Here is a 21,016-nt window from a genome sequence, read left to right on the forward strand (position 1 = left end):
CAAACAACCTTCCGACATCAAGCTGATATTTCTGGAAATTACCCTCACATCGTTTTCCCTTCTGCCTCCGCAGCGCGAAATCTTTTTTTTAACCCGCTCACGTTTTTGAAAGAAATAATCCAATTAATCCTGTTTAGAAAATATATTTCAATTCATGCACACATCTGTCATCAGAAGAAAAGGTTAACTGTCGACCATCACAACTTCTCTTTCTGCGCGGGGCTCCACGCAGGCAGTAGAGATAAGAGGCCAGAAAAATGAAAAACGGGCAAAAGCGCTATAACATGTTGTATGTCATGCTTTGTTGCACGGTCGCCGCGTTTGGCGGCCTGCTAATGGGCTACGACTCTTCCATTATTTCCGGCGCTATTGAGCCGCTCAGCGAATACTTCCAGCTCTCTCCTGCCGAAACGGGTTGGGCAGTATCCAATATCCTGCTGGGCAGCCTGGTCGGCTGCTTTATCGCGCCGAAGCTCAGCGACAAGCTGGGACGCAAAAAATCTCTCGCCATTACCGCCCTGCTGTTTACCGCCTCGGTAATCGGCACCGCGATTGCGCACAATTTCACGGTTTTCGTGCTGTTTCGTATCCTCGGCGGACTGGCGATCGGCCTGGCTTCGGTCATTTCACCCATTTATCTGGCGGAGCTGTCACCCTCCAAATATCGCGGGCGCACCAGCGCGCTGTACGCGGTCTGCTGCGTTGGGGGCCAGTCGGTGGTGCTGCTCACCAACTACTTCATCAATAAATCGATGCTGCCGGAAGCGATGATCGATATGGGCTGGCGCTATATTCTCGCCACCGCCTTGATACCTTGCGCCCTGTTTATCTTTTGTATCGCTTTTATTCCGGAGTCGCCGCGCTGGAATTTGCTGAAAGGCAGGGATAAAGAAGCGCTGGATACGCTGAGTAAAATTTCGAATCGCACTCACGCCGAAACCGTTTATCAGGAAATCAAAAGCTCTTTTACCCGCGAGGCAGCGTTGCAGCACAAGGCAAAGCTTTCACTTAATAAAACCACGGTGCCGCTGCTGGTGATTGGCATCGGCCTGGCGGTGGGCAACCAGATCAGCGGCATTAACGTGATTCAATATTTCGGCCCGTCGCTGTTGAAAAACGTCTCGTCAAGCGTGGATTCCGCTCTGCTGCAAACCTTCTGGCTATCGGTCTGCCAGTTTATCGGGGTACTGATTGGTATGTCGGTAAGCGACAAATTTGGCCGTCGTAAACTGCTGCTGATGGGCGCCATTACCTCCAGCCTGTTTCTCGCCTACTCCTTTATCGCCTTTTATTACCATCTGCCAGGCGTACTGTCGGTGGTAGGTCTGTTCGCCTATATGATTTTCTTTGGTATCAGCTGGGGTCAGATTGTCTGGACGGTACTGGGCGAGCTTTTCCCGACCGAGATCCGTTCGGTCTGCATGGGTATCTCTATCTGCGCGATGTCGATGGCCAACTTTATTATCAGCACCACTTTCCCCATTCTGAACAGCAATGCGTTTCTGGTGGAGATGTTCCACGGCGGTTTCCCGCTGCTGCTGTTCGCGATTTTCTCATTGGGCATGTATTTCTTTACCTTCCGCTACCTGCCGGAAACCGCTGGCGTACCGCTGGAAAAAATTCATGCGCTGGTGCTGGAGAAATTTAATGTTGCGGCTGAACCTGACGCGTATCCGGTTGAACAAAGGGAACAGCTGAAAAGCTAACGCGTGGAAGCCCACTATCACATCAAGCAGGGCCTCGGCCCTGCTTTTTTATGTGATGCGCTGTTCATATTGCTCAATCACCGCCAGCGCCAGGCCGTTCGCCGGATCGATGCGCTCCTGCAAAAAGTAAATGCCGGTACGCTCTGAAATAAAGCTCAGCATGTCCGCCTCCGCCGTATCGCGTGTGGCTGCGCAAAAGGTCGGATGCAGATTCCACGGACAATCAATGATGATGCTCGCCGGGTTAAGCAGCAGCATAATCTGGCTGATCGCCTTACCAAGAAATGCGCCCGCCTGCGCCATCACTTCCTCAACGATATCCGGCTCGCTGTCGCGCTGTTGCCAGTTCAGGCCCGCTTTGCGCTGCGCCAGCTGTTGCTCCAGCGCCGGCTGGCTGATCAATGCTTCCAGACAGCCTTGACGTCTGCAACCGCAGTGTGGTCCGTACGGCTGTACGGTAAGATGCCCCACTTCGCCTGCCATCCAGCTGTTGCCGGTAAAGACCTCTCCGTGCTGAACCAGCGCGCCGCCGACCCCTTCCGCAACACGCAGATAAAAATGGCTTTTTTCCGTCGGCAAATTCAGATGCTGCACCGAAAGCAGCGCCGCGGCCTTCACGTTATTCATCACGCGCAGCGGCAGAGCAAGATTGTGGCGCAGCGGCGTTAACAGATCGACATCCTGCCAGCCAAGGTGGAAAGAGAGGTGCATCCAGCCGCGCAGCGGATCGACAATACCGGGAAAACCCAGCGCGATGCCGATCAGTTCGGGATGTTTTTCCACCATTTCGCCGCAGCAGCGGCCAATCTCTTCTAAAACCACTGTCGCTTGCGTCGCCTCGGTATGCCAGGCGCTTTCTGTTATGACGCGGGAAAAATAGTCGCAGACGCACCAGTGGATGACCTGAGGTTCAACCATAATACCGGCGCTTTTGAGTCTGTCGGGCCGCAGGCTGATCTCGATTTTAGGCCGTCCGGCAGCGCTGACGCTGACCGGTCCCAGCTCATCGATCAGCCCGTGCTCCAGCATCTCGTCAATAATGAGGGAAACCGTGTTTTTACTGAGCAACAGCGCCTGCGCAATATCCTGACGCGATGTGACGCGTAATTTGCGCAGCAGCGTAAGAACCCGCTTCTGGTTGTTCAGTCGTAATAACTTTGGTCCTTTGCCCGTCGCTTTCATACACACCTGGCTGGCAGAGTGGAAGATTTACCGCCCCGAAAGGCGGCGCCGTTCAGTCACATCCGCTTGTGTGTATTCATCTTAACGCCGCAATCGATACGATGCGGAAAGCCCTGCGAGCAGGCTGCTATTAATATTCGTCGCCGCGTACGCGGCTGCGGTAGCTTTCCCAGTCAAAGCGTATCCACATGCTGTTGCCCAGCCGCATGCGGTCCATTACGCGTTCGCCCAACAGGGCATTCATCCCGGTGGGATCAAGATTGGAGAGCATCCCGGTCGGACGCTTGGAGGAGGAACGGCGATCGACAATCTGATTAATAATCACTTTTTCGTAGCGTGATTCGCTCTGCATGCCGATTTCATCGATCACCAACAGGTCAACGCTGCTGAGGTCATGCAGCAGTCGCTCTTCCGTGATGTCGCTGGTGCCGCTGAAGGTGCCTTTCATGTTGGACATTAAATCAGCCACGGTGACGATCAGCACGCTTTTGCCGCGCAGGATCAAGTCGTTACCGATAGCCGCCGCCAGATGATTTTTGCCGGTGCCGGGGCGGCCGGAAAAGACGAAGCTGGCAATGCTGCCTTCAAAATCTTCCGCATATTTGCGCGCCGCCGCCAACGCTTTACGCTGTCCTTCGTTCTCAACGCGATAGTTATCAAACGAGCAGTTCATGTGCAGTTCGCGAATGCCGGAACGCCCCATAATACGCTGCATTTTCATCGCCCGGTTTTCCCGCACGATCGACTCAGAGCGTAAGCGCCCCTGCTCCTGATTCCAGGCGAGCAGATCTTCTCCACGGGTAAACTTTGGTCTCACGTTTTCCGGCATCATTTTTTTTAAACGGCTGAAAAGATCGTTCGGCGTTTTCATTATTCACCTCGGAAACCATCGGGAATATCGTAATCGGTACTGGCGACCTGCGTCAGATCGCGTTTTGGCTGTCCACCGTTGCTGGCGCGGTTCATCTGGACGCTGCGCGCCAGCTTCTGCTGCCATTGCACATGATGAAACAGGCGGCCTTCCGCCTGCCAGTAAGCGACAAACGCCGCCAGTTCAGCAGCGGTTACCGGCTCGCTCAGCGCCACGCCCCAGATCGCCGCCTGACGCTGGAAATCGGCATCGGGCTGCCAGCCGGCATACATCGCAAATTTCCCCACCGGCGTATGGATCGCTTGCGGCTGCTCATCATAGAAACTGTCGTCCAGCGCGACGTCGCTGGGTTGCTGCAATGCCGCTTCCATCGCCAACAGCTGCGCCAGCCGCTCCTGCGTAATGGCGTACATCACGGGCGCATTGTTGTTGAATATCGCCAGCGTTCCCTTCTCCGCATGGTGCAGAGCAGCGAGCGGATCCTGACGAAAGGCATCCAGGCCTATAATAGTTGACGTTAAGATTTTGACGGACATGAAGAAACCTGACGTTGACCTGCATTTTGCGCCAGGCATTGTTACCCGCCCGACGCAGTAGCCTTTATTGTACCTTTTTTAGCGCGCAGGATCGCCAAAAATGGTGTGGCGGCGTTTAGCGCATCTGGGGATTAAAAGCTGGCGCTGACGCCCAAACTGTAAATAAATTGCTCGCCGGTGCTCAGCGCGCCCGTTTGCGAAAACGTAGCGAAGGCCGCCATATTATCGTTGATAGGCATATGCGCACCGACGCTGACGTCCAGCCAGTTATCCTCACGTTGAGCACCCGGCTCTGCGAATCGCGTGCTCTGCTCCGTTGCACTGCTGTTATCGCCGAGTTGATGGCTGTAACTCAGCTGCGCCCAGGGCCTCACCCAGCCGAGGCGGGAATCGATGCGCCAGCCGAGGCTGGCAATATGATCGTGCGACAGCCTATCGCTGAAGTCGCACTGCTGACAGTTCAGCGCATCCTGATTTACCGCGTACTGAGCAACCGGGCCGGTGGAAAAGGAGCCGCTGAGCGGCATATCCCACCCCGCCGAGAAACGGGTGCCGAGCGGCTGGCTTCCCACGCTGCCCGGTTCGGTACGCAGCGAGAGCGCGCTTTCCTGCCGGGAACTCAGCGCGGCGGCCATCAATGAACTTTCTTTATCCTCAAAAACCAGCCGATCGCGGGCAATTTTTCCGGCAAGAATGTCGTTATAACGGGGATGCGCAACCTGGCCCGAATTATCCGGCAGCCGATCGGCGTTATCCCAGCCGTAAGCGGGCCGGGTAGCGCACAGGCAAAAAAGAAACACACTGATTAAGGCCCCGGCAAGGTATTGCTGGCCTGCACACTCGCTTTTCTGCAACATGATTAACTCCAGACGATGCTGAAGAGAGAAATTGGCGTCTATGTTTAACAGCGTGTTAGCGCGCCTGTTGTATAACTATTAACCGATTGACCCTAACGTCAAGGGACGCGGGAAAAATTCGTCCTTATCCTGTGAGGAAAAGAAAAAATGCAACGTTGTGGCTGGGTAACGCAAGATCCACTCTATCTTGCTTACCACGATCGGGAATGGGGTATTCCGCAAACCGACGCACGAGCGCTGTTCGAGATGCTCTGTCTGGAAGGGCAACAGGCGGGCCTGTCGTGGCTGACGGTACTGAAAAAGCGCGACAACTACCGCCGCGCCTTTCATCAGTTTGATCCCCACGCTATCGCCCTGATGGACGAGCAGGATGTTGATCAATTGATGCAGGATAGCGGCATTATCCGCCACAGGCCGAAGATCGTCGCCATTATCGCGAATGCGCGCGCTTATTTGGCGATGAAGGAAAAAGGCGAAGATTTTGCGCATTTCGTCTGGCAATTCGTCGATAACGCGCCGATTGTTCATTATCACGATGATTACAAACAGGCCCCTACCACCTCAGAGCGCTCAGATGCGCTCTCCAAAGCGCTTAAGCAGCGTGGTTTTAAATTCATCGGCACTACAATCTGCTATTCGTTCATGCAGGCCTGCGGGCTGATTAGCGATCATCAAACCTGTTGTTTCTGCCATCCGATGAATCTTTCTCACTGAAACTTTACAATTTCAGACTTAGCCTCACGATTTCCCTTCTCATCAGGCGGCATAATCGTGCCGCTTCAGGGTGCAGATGGCGCCCTGGTTGATGTTTTGAGGGAGTTATAAATGAGAACCAGATCACTTGCTTTTACCTTGTTACTGAGCGGCGCGCTGGCGCTTTCCGGCTGTACCACCAATCCCTATAGCGGCGAATCGCAGGCAGGGAAATCGGGCATCGGCGCCGGACTCGGCGCGCTGGTGGGTGCTGGCGTCGGCGTACTGTCGTCATCGAAAAAAGATCGCGGCAAAGGGGCGCTGATTGGGGCGGCATCCGGCGCGGCGCTGGGCGGCGGCGTGGGCTATTACATGGATGTGCAGGAAGCCAAACTGCGCGATAAGATGCGCGGCACCGGCGTCAGCGTAACGCGTCAGGGCGACAATATTGTGCTGAATATGCCCAATAACGTCACCTTCGATTCCAGCAGCAGCACGCTGAAACCGGACGGCGCTAATACCCTGACCGGCGTGGCGATGGTGCTGAAAGAGTACGAAAAAACCGCCGTGAACGTGGTGGGTTATACCGACAGCACCGGGACGCGCGATCTCAATATGCGTCTGTCGCAACAGCGCGCCGAGAGCGTAGCCAGCGCGCTGGTTGTGCAGGGCGTCGCGGCTAACCGCCTGCGTACTCAGGGCATGGGACCGGATAACCCCATCGCCAGCAACAGCAGCGAGGCGGGCAAGGCGCAGAACCGCCGCGTCGAAATTACGCTGAGTCCACTCTCTTAATCACCGTTTTGCCATCCCTCAGGGAAGAGGGAAAGTTTTCTCCCGCTGCGTCAGTTTTTACGCTATTTTTGGCGCTTAAGGCGTCAAAAAAACAAACGGGGCGCATAGAGCGCCGCCACGCTTTATGCTAGCGTGATCAAAATTTGATCAACAGGTAGCGCATCATGTCTCTTAAAGCCATTGCCGCAGCGCTGGGCCTTTCCGTGACCACCGTGAGTCGGGCATTGAACGGTTATGATGATGTTGCCGAGGAGACGCGTAAACGCATTGAAGAGGAAGCCCAGCGTCGCAGCTACCGGCCTAACGCAGCGGCGCGGCATCTGAAAACCGGCCGCGCTAATGCGATTGGTCTGGTTTTCCCCATCAGCACTACGCCCTTAAACGACAGCCCCTTCAGCAAAACCTTATTGTCGCTCGACCAGTATCTGGCGCGGGAAGAGATCGATCTGCTGCTGCTGGCGGATAAGCCGCAGGATAGTCAGCGCGCTTTGCTACGCATGCTGCGCAGCCGCGCGTTAGATGCGGTGATCGTCACCCGCCCCAAACCGCAGGATCATCGTCTGCTGCGTTTACAGCAAAAAGGCTTTCGCTTTCTCACCCTGGGTCGCAGCGATCTGCCAAAGCCTTATGCCTGGTTCGATTTCGATAATCACGCCGGTCCGATGCTGGCGGTAAATCATTGCGTTGAAAAGGGCATGACAGACATCGCCTGGCTGGGCAGTAACGAAGCCTGCACCTTTGTCCGCGACCGCCGCCAGGGCTTTCTGGATGCCATGACGCAGCAGCAGATAAGCATTGCGCCTTCTCACCTTGTTGAGACCGAAGCCTCGCGCCGCGCCGGTTACCAGCAAACCTGCGCCTGGCTCGCCAGCCAGACGCCGCCACAGGCGATTATTACCGACTGTAGCCCGCTCGGCGAAGGGGCCGCCATCGCCCTGCAACAGGCCGCACGCCTGCGTGGCAAAAAGGCGATTACGCTTATCGTTTATGACGGGCTTCCTGCTGATTCGATTATCGATGGTCCGTTGCCGGCGATTACGCAGCCAATGCAGTACGATGCTGGCGAAAAGGTGGCGCAGCTGATTCTGGCGCTGGTGAAAGGTACGCCGCCAGAGCAGTTGCAGGTGCTGTGGCAGCCGCAGCTGCGGCTGCCGGGCCAGGCATAGCTGAGTTTTTACGCACGGCTTCGCCTGTGTTAGTCTCTGCCTGTTTCTTCTGACCCAGGTATGCCCATGAAAAACAGGCCGGCCCGCGCGACCATCAGTGATGTCGCCAACGCAGCAAAAACCGGTAAAACCAGCGTCTCCCGCTATCTCAACGGCGAGCAGCATCTTCTTTCTCCGGATCTGAAAACGCGTATCGAACAGGCGATTGCAGAACTTCATTATCAGCCAAGCCAGATGGCGCGCGGTCTGAAGCGTGGCCGGACGCGACTGATTGGCCTGATTATCGCCGATATCACCAATCCCTATTCCGTGGACGTGATGTGCGGGATTGAGGCCGCCTGCCGCGCGCGCGGTTTTACGCTGCTGATGTGCAATACCAATAACGAAGTGGACCTGGAGCAGCACTACCTGCAATTGTTGAGCAGCTACCAGGTTGAGGGCGTGGTGGTCAATGCGGTCGGCATGCGGGAAGAGGCGTTGAACCGCCTGCAACAGTCGCTGCTGCCGATGGTGCTGATCGACCGCAAAATCCCCGACTTCGCCTGCGATGTGGTGGGTCTGAATAATCCGGAAGCGGCGGATATCGCCACCCGTCACCTGGTGGATAATGGCTATGAAGCGTTGCTGTTTCTCAGTGAACCCATTGGCAGCGTGAATACCCGTCGCGAGCGTCTGCAGGCGTTCCGCCAGACGTTAAGCGCTTTCCCTGAAATTGCCTATGAAAACAGCGAGCTGCCGCTGAATCAGCCCACGCAACTGGAAGCCGCGCTGCGCGATTTCCACCAGCGGCACAGCGGCAAACGTTGCGCGGTGATGGCCGCCAACGGCGCGCTGACGTTGCAGGTGGCGCGCGCCATGCAGCGCGTCGGCCTGCGCTGGGGTGAGAATATCGGCCTGCTGGGCTTCGACGAGCTGGAGTGGGCGGCGCTGGCAGGTCCAGGCATCACCACGCTGCAACAGCCAACCTGGCAGATTGGCTACGCGGCGCTTGAGCGTGTGCTTGAGCGCATCGAAGGAAGCGAGCTGCCCGTTACCGAGCAAGTCTTTTCCGGTAAGCTGATCGTACGTGGCTCAAGCCAACGTCTTAGCCTGCTTTAAGAACATTCTCTCCCCTTTTTGCTTACTTCGTGAGCGTGATCATAATTTCAGGTTTTCCTTCTTTGCATTGGAACCGGTTCCATTTAACGTTTTTATAACGACGAAAAAGTGGGTGAGCCTGAAAGAGATGAATCCTGAAATTATTGTGGTCACTGCCGCCTACGGTCAGCAGCAGGTCACCGCCCTGGGCGGACAGCGCGCCCTGCTGCCTGTTATTCAACAGGCGGGCGCTGACGGCGTTGAAATTCGCCGTGAGCTGCTTGATGACGCTGCGCTGACCAGCCTGCCTGAACTCGGCAAGGCGATTGCCGCGCATCGTCTTCGCGCCTTCTATTCCGTGCCCGACGCGCTGTTTATGGCCGATGGCGCGCTGAATCCCCAGCTTGATCGCTATCTCAGCGAGGCGGAGCAGCTGAACGCCAGGCTGCTGAAATTCTCGCTGGGCCACTACGCCGGCGACTTCGACAGCAAGAAGCTGCGCCAGGCGCTGGCCCATCAGAGCGTAAAGCTGGTGGTGGAAAACGATCAAACCGCCTGCGGCAAGCTCGCGCCGCTGACGCGCTTTTTTGCCGAATTTGGCGATGCACATATGTCGCACGGCATGACCTTTGATATGGGCAACTGGCTCTGGACCGGTGAAAAAGCTGAAGATGCAGCACAACTGCTGGGACGCTACATCGGCTATATTCACGTAAAGGCCGCCGTGCCTCACCATGACAGCTTCCGGGCAATCGCTCTTGATGACGCCGATGACCAGTGGCGCACCCTGCTCAAACAGCTGCCGGCTTCGGTGCCGCGCGGTATCGAATTTCCGCTCGAAGGCGACGATCTGGTGGCCGTTACGCGCCGCTATGTTGACCTGCTGCGCAATTGTTAAGGAGCGATCATGACCATGCATGAAAACGGCACCCTGGATGTGGTGACCATCGGCGAAGCGATGGCGATGTTTGTCGCCAGCGAGCCCGGCGATTTAGCGTCAGCGGCATCCTTTGTAAAAAGAATTGCCGGTGCCGAGCTGAACGTGGCTATCGGCCTGGCGCGTCTCGGCCTGAAAGTGGGCTGGGTCAGCCGTGTGGGTAACGACTCTTTTGGTCGTTATACCTGTCAGCAGCTGGAACAGGAGAACGTCGATCACCGTCAGGTCACGGTGGACGATCGTTTTCCTACCGGTTTTCAGCTGAAGTCAAAGGTGGATGACGGTTCCGACCCGCTGGTGGAATATTTTCGCAAAGGCTCAGCGGCCAGCCATCTTTCCGTCGCGGATTTCAATCACGACTACTTTGGCGCAGCGCGCCATCTGCATCTGAGCGGCGTGGCGGCGGCAATCTCCGACAGCTCGCTGGAACTGTCGAAGTATGCGGCGAAAGAGATGCGCGCGCTGGGCAAAACCATTTCGTTTGATCCTAATCTGCGTCCGGTGCTGTGGCGTAGCGAAGAGGAGATGCGCACGCAGCTCAACCAGCTGGCGGAGTATGCCGACTGGGTGCTGCCCGGTGAAAAAGAGGGATGGATTCTTACCGGCTATCGCCAGCCGGAAGCGATTGCCGACTTCTACCTCGATAAAGGGGTAAAAGCGGTGGTGATCAAAACCGGTTGCGAAGGTGCCTGGTACAAAACCGCCGCAGGCGAAAAAGGCCAGGTCGAAGCGATTCGGGTGGAGAACGTGGTAGATACCGTCGGTGCCGGGGATGGCTTCGCCGTGGGTGTCGTCAGCGCGTTACTGGAAGGGAAAAGCCTGCCGCAGGCGATCCGTCGCGGCAACAAAATCGGTTCTCTGGCCATTCAGGTCATCGGCGACAGCGAAGGGTTACCGACGCGCGCCCAACTTGGCGACTATTAATTCTGAACGGCAGACCGGTAACAAAACCTGAGGCGCATCGATTACTGCACATCAGAATGCGCCCGCCACCTCAACAGAGGATACAACCATGAAAACGCAGACAATCGCGCCAAAACGCTGGTGGTTTATCATGCCCATCGTGTTTATCACCTACAGTCTGGCGTATCTGGACCGCGCGAACTTCAGTTTTGCGTCGGCAGCGGGCATCAACGACGATTTAGGCATTACCAAGGGCATGTCCTCGTTGCTGGGCGCCCTGTTCTTTCTCGGCTACTTCTTCTTTCAAATCCCCGGCGCGATTTACGCCGAGCGCCGCAGCGTGAAGAAACTGATTTTCTGGTGCCTGGTGTTATGGGGCGTCTGCGCTTCGCTGACCGGCGTAGTCAGCAATATTCCGATGCTGGCGGCCATTCGCTTTATTCTCGGCGTAGTGGAAGCAGCGGTGATGCCGGCGATGCTGATTTATATCAGTAACTGGTTTACCAAATCGGAACGTTCGCGCGCCAACACCTTTCTGATCCTCGGTAATCCGGTCACGGTGCTGTGGATGTCGGTGGTTTCCGGCTATCTGATCGAATCTTTCGGCTGGCGTGAAATGTTTATCTTCGAAGGGATTCCGGCGGTGATCTGGGCCGTGGCCTGGTGGTTCATGGTGCAGGATAAGCCAGCGCAGTCCAAATGGATGAGCGACGAAGAAAAAGCCGCCTTACAGGCGCAGCTGCAGAAAGAGCAGGAAAACATCAAGGCAGTGCGCAATTACAGTGAAGCCTTTAAAAACCGCAACGTGATTATCCTCTGCATGCAATATTTCGCCTGGAGTATTGGCGTGTACGGTTTCGTACTGTGGCTGCCGTCGATTCTGCGTAACGCCAATACCTCGATGGGCATGGTGGAAGCGGGCTGGCTGTCAGCGGTGCCTTACCTGGCCGCTACCGTGGCGATGATTGTCGTCTCCTGGGCGTCGGATAAGACGCAGAACCGCAAACTCTTTGTCTGGCCGCTGCTGCTGATTGGCGCGCTGGCGTTCCTCGGCTCTTATATGGTGGGTTCCAGCAACTTCTGGCTCTCCTATACGCTGCTGGTGATTGCGGGAGGCGCGATGTACGCCCCCTACGGCCCGTTCTTCGCTATCATTCCGGAGATGCTGCCGCGCAACGTGTCCGGCGGCGCCATGGCGTTGATCAACAGCATGGGCGCGCTGGGTTCATTTATCGGCTCCTGGATTGTCGGCTACCTTAACGGCGCCACCGGTAGCCCGTCCGCCTCCTATATTTTTATGGGCGCGGCGCTGCTGGTCTCCGTCTGGCTGACGCTGATTGTTAAGCCGGCCGAGAATAAGCAAACGCCTGTGCACGGCGCGAAACATGCCTGAAAGCGGCGCGACAAACCGTGATTTTCCGGGGGCATAGCAGCCCCCGCCATCTTTTACAGGGAGCCTTTGATGAAGCCTTCAGTGATCCTTTACAAAAAATTAGCGGACGATCTGCGCGCACGTCTCGATGAGCACTTCAGCGTGACGGAAATCAATGACCTGACGCCGGAGAACATCGAAGCCCATGCGCAGGCATTTCAGCAGGCGGAAGGATTGATTGGCTCCAGCAGCAAGGTGGATGCTGACCTGCTGACGAAAATGCCGAAACTGCGCGCCTGTTCGACGGTCTCGGTGGGCTACGACAATTTTGACGTTGAGGCGCTGAACCAGCGCGGCATTCTTTTGATGCATACCCCCACGGTGCTGACCGAAACTGTCGCGGACACCATCATGGCGCTGGTGCTCGCCAGCGCGCGCCGCGTCACGGAGCTGGACGCCTGGGTGAAAGCGGGACAGTGGAAAAAAAGCATCGGTCCGCAGCAGTTTGGCGTGGATGTGCATCATAAAACCATCGGCATTCTCGGCATGGGCCGCATCGGCATGGCGCTGGCGCAGCGCGCCCATTTCGGCTTCGGCATGTCGGTGCTCTATAACGCGCGCAAGCCGCATCAGGAAGCGGAATCACGCTTCTCCGCCCGCGGCTGCGATCTGGATACTTTGCTGAAAGAGAGCGATTTTGTCTGCATCAGCCTGCCGCTGACCGAGCAGACGCACCATATGATTGGCGAGCAGCAGCTCAAATTAATGAAGCAGAGTGCCATTTTAATCAATGCGGGTCGCGGCCCGGTGGTAGACGAGCAGGCGCTGATCGCCGCATTAAAAACGGGCGTCATTCATGCCGCCGGACTGGACGTGTTTGAACAGGAGCCGGTTCCCGCCGATTCAGAACTGTTGACGCTGCCGAACGTGGTCGCGCTTCCCCATATCGGTTCGGCAACGCATGAAACTCGTTACGGCATGATGCAGGACGCCGTGGAGAACCTGATTGCCGCCCTGAGCGGAAAGGTGGACAAAAACTGCGTTAACCCGCAGGTAGTGAAGTAACATCCGGCCCGCTTTCCTCTGTTGCCATTGCGCCCGCGTCAGGCGGGCGTTATGGTGGATCCCCCATCCATTCATCACAAACTGTTTACACGCTATGAGTTTTTCCCAGTTCGGCGACAAATTTACTCAGCACTCCGGCATCTCGCGCCTGATGGAAGATATGGGCGAAGGTCTGCGCACGCCAGGCACCATCATGCTGGGCGGCGGCAACCCGGCGCAAATCCCGGCGATGAGCGACTATTTTCATCAGCTGCTACAGCAGATGCACACCGAGGGCAAGCTGACCGACGCGCTCTGCAACTACGACGGGCCGCGCGGCAAAACGGTGCTGCTGGAGGAGCTGGCAACGCTGCTGCGCACCACATTGGGCTGGCAGATCTCTGCGCAGAATATCGCGCTGACCAACGGCAGCCAGAGCGCCTTTTTCTATCTGTTTAATCTGTTTGCCGGTCGTCGCGCAGACGGCAGCAAAAAGCGCGTGCTGTTTCCGCTGGCACCGGAATATCTGGGCTACGCCGATGCCGGGCTGGATGAAGGACTGTTTGTTTCAGCAAAACCCAATATCGAACTGCTGCCGGAAGGCCAGTTTAAATATCACGTCGATTTTGATCATCTGCCAATGACCGAAGATGTGGGCCTGATCTGCGTCTCGCGTCCCACCAATCCCACCGGCAATGTGATCACCGACGCTGAGCTTATTCAGCTGGATGCGCTGGCGCAGCAGCATGAGGTGCCGCTGCTGATCGATAACGCCTACGGCGTTCCTTTCCCCGGCATTATTTTCAGCGAGGCGCGCCCGCTGTGGAATCCGAACATTATTCTGTGCATGAGCCTGTCGAAGCTCGGCCTGCCGGGTTCACGCTGTGGCATTATTATTGCCGATGAGAAAACCATCGGCGCCATCAGCAATATGAACGGCATCATCAGCCTGGCGCCCGGTAGCATCGGCCCGGCTATCGCCTGCGAAATGATTCAGCGCGGCGATCTGCTGCGTCTGTCGGAGGAGGTGATCAAGCCTTTCTATCAGGAAAAAGTTACCCGCACGATCGAGATTATTCGCCGCTATCTGCCGGAAGATCGCTGCCTGATCCACAAACCGGAAGGGGCGATTTTTCTCTGGCTCTGGTTCCGCGATCTGCCGATCTCCACCGAGGCGCTTTATCATCGGCTGAAGGCGCGCGGCGTGCTGATGGTGCCCGGCCACTTCTTCTTTCCCGGCCTGGAGCAGGCCTGGCCGCACACGCACCAGTGCATGCGCATGAACTACGTGCCGGACGCCGATAAAATCGAACGTGCGGTACAGATTCTGGCGGAAGAGATTGAAGAGGCGTGGCGCGCGTAATCGCGGGATTACGCCTGCCCCGGCACCACCTCGGTTAACGACAGCTGACACCACTGCGCCAGCTGTCGTATCGCCTGCTCCACCTCATCATTCCAGCCAAAACCGGCGTTCAGCCGGAAGCAGTGGTCATAGCGCTCGTCGGTAGCGAAGATATGACCGGGCGCAATGCCAATCCCGGCATTGCGCGCTTTCAAAAACAGCGCACGCACGTTGAGCGCGCCACGTGGCATTTCCACCCACAGCACATAGCCCCCTTCGGGATCGGTCACGCGCGTGCCGGCCGGGAAATAGCGCAGCACCGCCTGACGCATCTGATGAATCTGGCGCGCCAGCTCGCGTCGCAGCTTGCGCAGATGAGCATCGTAACCGCCGTTGCGCAGTAGCTCGGCCACCGCCGCCTGCGACAGCACCGAGGTGCCCATCGTCGAGGTGTATTTCAGCGAGGCGATTTTGCGCATGTAGTTAACGCTGTGTACCCAGCCAATGCGGATGCCTGGCGCAACGGTTTTGGAAAAGCCGCTGCACAGAATGGCGTTCGGACTAAAGGCGCGCATCGGAAAAGGTCGGCGCTCGCCAAACGCGGTATCGCCAAAAATATCATCCTCGACGATAACCACATCGTTTTCATCTGCCTGACGGGCGATGTACGCCTTCTGTTCGTTGGGAATCGATTTTCCCAGCGGATTGTTGATGTTGCAGATGGTCAAAAACGCCTGCACTGCTTTGTGCCGAAACAGGCTGGTGAGCTTCTCGACATTCACATAGCCCTCCGGCCCCGATTCCACCTCAATCACACGCAGGTTCAGGTTACGCAGCATCTGCAACAGCACGAAATAGCAGGGCGACTCCACCGCCACGATATCGCCGGGATTGAGCGTGGCGCGCAGCGACAGTGAAATCGCCTCAATGCAGCCGTTGGTGATAAGAATATCATCCGGATTGATAGTACAGCCATAATCCACCGCGCGTCGGGCGATCTCCGCCTTCAGCGGCGCGTAGCCGGTGCCTTTGACCGTGTTGCCCAGCAGCGCCGGTTTGCTGTAGCCCATCTGCCGCATCAGCAGCCCGATTTTCCTCACCGGGTAAAGCGAACTGTCGCCGTTAGCCAGATCCAGCCGCACGCGACAGTCGGAGCCGACCATCGCCAGATGCAGCTCCGTCTGTTCATCCAGCGGCGCAACCGCCCGCGCCTGCGCTATCAGCGCTGGCGTCCCGGTTTTGCCGGGCTGGCGCGGCGCAACAAAGAAGCCGGACTTGGGGCGCGCCACGGCATAGCGCTCATCCTCCAGCGTGCGTAATGTTTTTAAGGCGGTGGTCAGACTGACATGGTATTGCGTCGCCAGCGTGCGTACCGAGGGCAAACGACTCTCTGGCGGCAGGGTGCCGGCATCAATGGCTCGCTTGATCTGCTCTGCTATCTGGCGGTAACGACTGCTTTGACTCTCCTGATCTCCCGCTTCCCCGCTCATCTGTTCCACCCCATATCGTGCTGATCTGTGCGTATTCAACAGAGTACATTCAAAGTAGTTTAAGCTGCATCTCTTAATTATTAGCCAGTGCTTTTGTGCCCTGTCGGCTCGCTTAGCGGCACGTAATGATAAACAAGACCGAGACATTCATTCCGTAACACCTTTGTGGCCTGTTTACATTGGAATCAGCCCGTCATTTCGTTCATGCGATTTTTTAGCCAAAGGAAAAGTAAAAAATGAATAATCTGTCCGCGATGATGGGAGAAATTGAAGACTACCTCTCCACAGCAATTATCGATTCCGCTAAACATTGTTCACAGCGGCTGCTTGCCGCCCTGCCGGACCCGCACCAGCTCGATAATAACCGCGTTCTGCTCGCCTATGGCGGCGGCAAAGACAGCAGCTATATGGTGGCTTACGTCCGCTATATTCAGGGATTGTTATGGCAGCAGTATGGCAATACCTTTCGTTTACGCATCAGCACCAATCGTCACGCGGCGATGAACCACAGCGTGATGGAAAACATCGATCGCGTTTATCAGGCGCTGCGCATTCATGACGATGCTTATACCGAATGCCTGATCACCGACGGTCTGTTAATCCGTGCTTTTGCGCGCGACCTGTCGATGCCCGACGCGGTACGACAGCAGAACCGCAGCGACGTGTTGATGAATGGCCATCGCTTTCGCGCCGATGCCCGCTCCACCTTTTGCAACGCCTGTAACCTGAGTATGGTGAATTCGTTCGGTCTGGCGGCGCACTATCAGGGGGGTGTGGATATCATCATTACCGGCGATTCGCCGCAGGAGCAGACGGCTTACCTCGCCTGGGCGCGCCATCTCTCGCGTGTGTTTGACGCGCCGCTACCGGACAAAAGCCGTGGCTTCAGCGGCTTTCTGCAAACGCTGGATGGCGTGGCGCAGCGCTACTTTGCTGATATCTATGGCGAAGACCAGGTTACTCCTGCGCACCGCATTATGCATCAGCTGGATCGCGATCCGCTGTTCTTCAATATCTACCAGGACACCGCTTACGAGGCGGGCGCTCACTGGGCGCTGCTCACTGAATTTATGCGCTTCCGCTTTGACGAGCTGATGTTCAGCTTCTCCGAATCGGACTGCGGCAACCCCACGTTAATGGCACATATTCGCGGCCTACGCGCCGAAACGCTGCTCCAGCGCAGCTATGCCGAAGGCATTCGCGAATATGTGCGCTTTGCGCTGGGGCTGATGAAGCAGAAAGATTTCCCTCCGTCGCTGATTGATGAGATGGCGGCGCGCTATCAGGACGATGAGGCGATCGCACGTCAGCGCGAACGTGCCGCTAACTTTGCCCAGCAGGCATTTAACCTGACCGAAAAGCAGCTGATTTGCATGATCTACGCGCCCTTTAACCAGGGCGGCGAACAGCTGGCGATCTGGCTGGAACAGCAGCAGATACCACTGGAAGAACAGGCCATTCACGACCTGATGAACGATCGCAGCGGGGATTTGCGGCTGGCAACGCAGCTCTCTGCGCTCTCCGGCCTGACGGTTACGCAAATGCGCCAGTGCTGGCAGAGCAGCCAGGTGAGTTCGCTGCTGGAGGGCAAAAGCCAGGATCCGCTGTCGCGCGTGCTGCGCTTCGATCCGCACAAGGCAGTGATTCAGGTTAACAATGGTTATCTGCGGGATACCGTGACAGAAGTGATTTCCGGGCGCTGACCCGGTAAGGCGATGCGATGAAAAAGATTTTCCTGCAGATTGGCGCCACGCGCGACGGGCAGAATCCTTACTGCGCAGTGGCGAAACGGGAAGGCTATTTTACCGTGCTGGCGGAAATGAGCGACTTTATTGATTACCAGTCACTGAGCCTGGAACTGCCGTTTGATCTGATTGTGCGGCTCGATCGGCCGGAAAATCCCTGGGAGGTGATGCAGGCTTATCTGCGCGCCGGGCTGCTGGAGCATCCGCAGGTGGTGCTGGCAGGTTTCGAGGCCTATAACGCCAGCGCGGGCCGGGTGCGGGAAATGCTGGCTGGCCCGGATGCCGGGCGCTGCTTTATTCCGCTGGACAAATATGCCCAGCGGATGGCGCTGAATAAAAGCTGCGCCGGGGTTCCCCAACCGGAGTTTCGCTTTTTCGCCTCCCCGCTCAGCATCCTCGCCGCGCGCGACGCGCTGCTTTATCCCTGCGTGATCAAGCCGGTAGATGGCGGCGGCGGGCTGGGCATCTGGCTGGTCGCCACTCCCCAACAGCTCGATCAGGTGGTCGAGAAGCTGGTGAATACCATGAACTATGGCGGCCGCAGCTTTTCCGGCTTCATCGTCGAGTGCTGGCTGGCTGGCGATGAATATTCATTGCAGGGCGTGGTGCATAACGGTAAAGCGCTGGCGCTCACCTGCTGCCAGAAGGTCATCGAGCAGAACTGCGACAGCGACGGCTGTATCAGCTTTTATGAATCGGGCCATGTGGCGATCGCCGCCGAGGGTTTGCCCGCCGCCTTTACCAGGCTGATGAACCTTTGCTGCGAAACCTTTCATTATCGTCAGGGCGCATTTCATATCGACTTTATTGTGGTGAATGGCGTGCCCCATTTTCTTGAGATGGGCTTCCGTCTCTCTGGTATGGGGGTAGTAAACCTGGTGCAGGAGGTGACCGACATCGACTGGGCGGAAGTATCATTTTATATCGAAGCCGGGCTGGGCCTGCCGCCGCTGCGTTATGCCAGCGAGGTGCGCGCCGTGGGGCAGCTGCGGCTGCGTCAGCCCGCGCAGCTGGCGCTGGCGCAGGCCTGGATCGAACAACACCAGCATGGCAGCCTGTTGCCGCCGCTCAATCAGCCGTCGCTGCCGGTGACTGAGCGCTCCACGCTCTATGCCGATCTGACGCGCCACGCCGGTATTCTTTCAACTTTTCGCCTAGCCGCCGCCGCGCGCGATGAGGTGCTTATGGTGTTTCATCACATTATTCATTTGCAGCAGCCTGCTGCCCTGCGGAGAGACATGTTATGTGCAGAATGATTCTGGCGCATGGCCGTTTTGACGCCGCCGCGGTGCTGGAAGCGGCACGCGCCATGAGCTGCGGCGAAACCGCCTGCCATGACGGCCCGATCCGGGAGCATCCCAACGGCTGGGGCTGTCTCTGGCTGGAAAATGGCAATATCCGCACGCTGCACGGTACCGGCACCTTTGCCGACGCCCTGCCTGGGATTGACGTCGATGCCATTCGCACCCGCTTTCTGGCGGTACATGTGCGCCACGCGACGCTGAGCAAAAATCAGGGGCTGGAATTTTCCCATCCGCTCTGGCGCACCAGCGGCGCAACGCAGTGGTACATGATGCATAACGGCTTTCTGCCAACCCTCTATGCGCAGCTCGGCCTGACGGAATCCCGCTTCGATTCGGCGGAGTACCTGGAATATCTGGTAGACCAGGCCACGCCAGCCGACTTCACGCGCGACTACCTGCTAAACAAAATGGCGCAAATAGCGCCAGGCGGCAGCGCGGGTAATGCCATTTTTGTTACGCGCAACAAGGCCTGGGCCTGGCAATGGCATCCCGCTGACACCCCTTATCCTGCTTATTTCACCATGCACCTCTGCCAGCAGAACGGCAGCACATTTATTGCCTCTGAACAGATTCCAACACTGGGCGAGGCGTCATCCTGGCGCCGAATGCGTAATCATGAACTTCATGAAATCTCTTTTGGAGAGTGAATAACATGGCTATTTTCAATCAAATACGCGTGATCAATCCGAAGATGTTTATCGAAAAGACCTGGCTGGATGACATTGTTACCGCGCGCGTGCCGCTGCTGGTGCTGCGGGACTTTCTCGCCCCTGTGGTGCGCGAAGCCATGGTTGAGGATCTCCGCCACTGTCGCGAGAAGATTCGCGTTTCTCACTACCCCAACGGGGCGCTCACCACGCTCGGCCCCTATCTGGCGAAGCATACCGGCGCGCCGGAGAACTATTTTACCGAGCTGCGTGATATTCAACCTTCGCTGCCGCCATCGATGAACTGCCTGCGTGATCAGGTTTATAACTGGGTGAAACATGCGCTGAAGCTGGAGAGCCTGCAAACCGCCTGCGAGCCGCGCCTGGGCGATTATGCCGGTTCCATTGTGCGTTTTCATGCCGATGGCGTCGCCAATCCATTACATAACGACAATATCGTGCGCGATGCTGCCGGTACTGGTCTGCTGGTAAGCGAAATTCTGCATCAGCTCAGCTGCGTGGTTTGCTTACAGGAGTGCTCCGGCGGCGGCGCGCTGCGCATCTATAACAAAAAATGGACGCCGGAGGATGAGCGCTTCAAAACGCCGGGCGAGCTGGGCTATCAGAGCGCGGTCACGGCCGACAGCGAGACCTGTGAATTTTCGCCGCGCAGCGGGGATATCTACCTGTTTAATCCGGCCTTTTATCATGAGATCGACCGCGTTGAGGGCGATACGCGCATTACCATGGGCTTTTTCTTTGGCCTGACCGACAAAAAAATGAAGCACGCCATCGCCTGGAGCTGAAGGGCTTTATCATAAGAGGAGAACTGCATGACGACATTTGAACAACTCACCGAACTGCTGGATCGCCATCAGGCAGATTACCGGATGGTGACCCATGAGGCGGTAGGGCAAACCGATCTGATTAGCGAGATTCGCGGCAATGCGCTGCATCAGGCCGCCAAGGCGATGGTGCTGGAAGTGACGATGCCGGAGGGCGCCGGGACGCGCTATCTGCTGGCGATTGTGCCCGGCGACTGCAAAATTAACTTTAAGGCTGCGGCGCGCGCCATCGGCGGGAAAAAATCGAGCTTTGCTCCGCCAGAGATGGCGCAGACGTTAACCCGCTGCGTGATGGGCGCGGTGCCGCCGTTCAGTTTTGATGATCGGCTGGCGCTCTGTGTCGATGCGCGCCTGCGCGAAGCGGGCACGCTCTGGTTTAACGCCGGTGAGCTGGAAAAATCGATCGCGTTGAATGTCGTGGACTATTTTCGTGTTGTGGGCGACTGTTGTGCTGAGATCGCAACGCCAGTGACGGCGACCGCCTGAAGGGCGAAAGGAACAGAG

At 57.0% G+C, this 21,016-nt stretch carries 20 protein-coding genes; 15 read left to right on the forward strand and 5 right to left on the reverse strand.

The genetic code is table 11. From position 1 onward, the window contains the following. Positions 1–257 precede the first annotated feature (257 nt). Positions 258–1,706 carry a sugar porter family MFS transporter gene (locus ABU178_RS18560; RefSeq protein WP_397217669.1) on the forward strand — a complete coding sequence of 483 codons (1,449 nt, stop codon included), beginning with the start codon at positions 258–260 and terminating at the stop codon, positions 1,704–1,706. Between the two features lie 48 nt (positions 1,707–1,754). Here the strand turns inward: ABU178_RS18560 and ABU178_RS18565 are convergent, their stop codons facing one another. From ABU178_RS18565 to ABU178_RS18580, 4 genes are all read right to left on the reverse strand, one after another. Next, positions 1,755–2,888 (reverse strand): ROK family transcriptional regulator, encoded by a 1,134-nt coding sequence (locus tag ABU178_RS18565; RefSeq protein WP_397217671.1) that lies wholly within the window; start codon positions 2,886–2,888, stop codon positions 1,755–1,757. A gap of 130 nt (positions 2,889–3,018) precedes the next feature. After that, positions 3,019–3,759: a DNA replication protein DnaC gene (gene dnaC / locus ABU178_RS18570; protein WP_397217673.1), complete on the reverse strand. Its 741-nt coding sequence runs from the start codon at positions 3,757–3,759 to the stop codon at positions 3,019–3,021. Further along, entirely contained in the window at positions 3,759–4,295 is a 537-nt protein-coding gene (gene dnaT / locus ABU178_RS18575; protein ID WP_397217675.1) for a primosomal protein DnaT, read from the reverse strand. Before dnaT ends, dnaC begins: the two co-directional genes overlap by 1 nt. A gap of 131 nt (positions 4,296–4,426) precedes the next feature. Continuing rightward, positions 4,427–5,152 (reverse strand): autotransporter domain-containing protein, encoded by a 726-nt coding sequence (locus ABU178_RS18580; protein ID WP_397217677.1) that lies wholly within the window; start codon positions 5,150–5,152, stop codon positions 4,427–4,429. Between the two features lie 147 nt (positions 5,153–5,299). Between ABU178_RS18580 and ABU178_RS18585 the strand changes: the two genes are divergently transcribed. The 9 genes from ABU178_RS18585 to ABU178_RS18625 all read left to right on the forward strand — a co-directional run bounded on the left by ABU178_RS18585 (position 5,300) and on the right by ABU178_RS18625 (position 14,502). Continuing rightward, the gene (locus ABU178_RS18585; protein ID WP_397217679.1) at positions 5,300–5,866 is read left to right on the forward strand and encodes a DNA-3-methyladenine glycosylase I; all 567 of its coding nucleotides are present in this window, start codon (positions 5,300–5,302) and stop codon (positions 5,864–5,866) included. Positions 5,867–5,977: 111 nt separating this feature from the next. Beyond that, positions 5,978–6,640, forward strand: coding sequence for an OmpA family lipoprotein (locus tag ABU178_RS18590; protein WP_397217681.1), 663 nt, complete (start codon positions 5,978–5,980; stop codon positions 6,638–6,640). A gap of 164 nt (positions 6,641–6,804) precedes the next feature. Beyond that, positions 6,805–7,806 carry a LacI family DNA-binding transcriptional regulator gene (locus ABU178_RS18595; RefSeq protein ID WP_397217683.1) on the forward strand — a complete coding sequence of 334 codons (1,002 nt, stop codon included), beginning with the start codon at positions 6,805–6,807 and terminating at the stop codon, positions 7,804–7,806. A 66-nt stretch (positions 7,807–7,872) separates the two neighbouring features. After that, positions 7,873–8,904: a LacI family DNA-binding transcriptional regulator gene (locus ABU178_RS18600; protein ID WP_397217685.1), complete on the forward strand. Its 1,032-nt coding sequence runs from the start codon at positions 7,873–7,875 to the stop codon at positions 8,902–8,904. 127 nt (positions 8,905–9,031) lie between these two features. After that, on the forward strand, positions 9,032–9,781 hold the full coding sequence (locus ABU178_RS18605; RefSeq protein ID WP_397217687.1) for a sugar phosphate isomerase/epimerase family protein: 750 nt from the start codon (positions 9,032–9,034) through the stop codon (positions 9,779–9,781). 9 nt (positions 9,782–9,790) lie between these two features. Further along, a complete protein-coding gene (locus ABU178_RS18610) occupies positions 9,791–10,744 on the forward strand; it encodes a sugar kinase (protein WP_397217689.1) in 954 nt (317 codons plus the stop codon). Positions 10,745–10,832: 88 nt separating this feature from the next. After that, positions 10,833–12,116: an MFS transporter gene (locus tag ABU178_RS18615; protein WP_397217691.1), complete on the forward strand. Its 1,284-nt coding sequence runs from the start codon at positions 10,833–10,835 to the stop codon at positions 12,114–12,116. Between the two features lie 69 nt (positions 12,117–12,185). Continuing rightward, positions 12,186–13,160 carry a glyoxylate/hydroxypyruvate reductase GhrB gene (gene ghrB, locus ABU178_RS18620; RefSeq protein WP_397217693.1) on the forward strand — a complete coding sequence of 325 codons (975 nt, stop codon included), beginning with the start codon at positions 12,186–12,188 and terminating at the stop codon, positions 13,158–13,160. A 94-nt stretch (positions 13,161–13,254) separates the two neighbouring features. Next, positions 13,255–14,502: a valine--pyruvate transaminase gene (locus tag ABU178_RS18625; protein WP_397217695.1), complete on the forward strand. Its 1,248-nt coding sequence runs from the start codon at positions 13,255–13,257 to the stop codon at positions 14,500–14,502. Positions 14,503–14,510: 8 nt separating this feature from the next. Here the strand turns inward: ABU178_RS18625 and ABU178_RS18630 are convergent, their stop codons facing one another. Further along, positions 14,511–15,971 carry a PLP-dependent aminotransferase family protein gene (locus ABU178_RS18630; RefSeq protein ID WP_397217697.1) on the reverse strand — a complete coding sequence of 487 codons (1,461 nt, stop codon included), beginning with the start codon at positions 15,969–15,971 and terminating at the stop codon, positions 14,511–14,513. Between the two features lie 236 nt (positions 15,972–16,207). Here ABU178_RS18630 and ABU178_RS18635 point away from each other — a divergent pair, with 236 nt between their 5' ends. Genes ABU178_RS18635 through ABU178_RS18655 form a run of 5 tightly spaced genes read left to right on the forward strand, consistent with a single transcriptional unit; the run spans position 16,208 to position 20,998 of the window. Next, complete coding sequence (locus tag ABU178_RS18635) at positions 16,208–17,674, forward strand: hypothetical protein (RefSeq protein WP_397217699.1); 1,467 nt, start codon at positions 16,208–16,210, stop codon at positions 17,672–17,674. A 17-nt stretch (positions 17,675–17,691) separates the two neighbouring features. Next, positions 17,692–18,972 carry an acetyl-CoA carboxylase biotin carboxylase subunit family protein gene (locus tag ABU178_RS18640; RefSeq protein ID WP_397217701.1) on the forward strand — a complete coding sequence of 427 codons (1,281 nt, stop codon included), beginning with the start codon at positions 17,692–17,694 and terminating at the stop codon, positions 18,970–18,972. After that, positions 18,960–19,667 carry a class II glutamine amidotransferase gene (locus ABU178_RS18645; RefSeq protein ID WP_397217703.1) on the forward strand — a complete coding sequence of 236 codons (708 nt, stop codon included), beginning with the start codon at positions 18,960–18,962 and terminating at the stop codon, positions 19,665–19,667. The genes ABU178_RS18640 and ABU178_RS18645 overlap by 13 nt, the downstream gene beginning before the upstream one ends. 5 nt (positions 19,668–19,672) lie before the next feature. After that, positions 19,673–20,473, forward strand: coding sequence for a 2OG-Fe(II)-dependent halogenase WelO5 family protein (locus ABU178_RS18650; RefSeq protein ID WP_397217705.1), 801 nt, complete (start codon positions 19,673–19,675; stop codon positions 20,471–20,473). 27 nt (positions 20,474–20,500) lie between these two features. Further along, positions 20,501–20,998, forward strand: coding sequence for a YbaK/EbsC family protein (locus tag ABU178_RS18655; RefSeq protein ID WP_397217707.1), 498 nt, complete (start codon positions 20,501–20,503; stop codon positions 20,996–20,998). Positions 20,999–21,016: the final 18 nt, after the last annotated feature.

This window comes from Pantoea osteomyelitidis, assembly GCF_044342975.1.
Taxonomy (GTDB): Bacteria; Pseudomonadota; Gammaproteobacteria; order Enterobacterales; family Enterobacteriaceae; genus Pantoea; species Pantoea osteomyelitidis.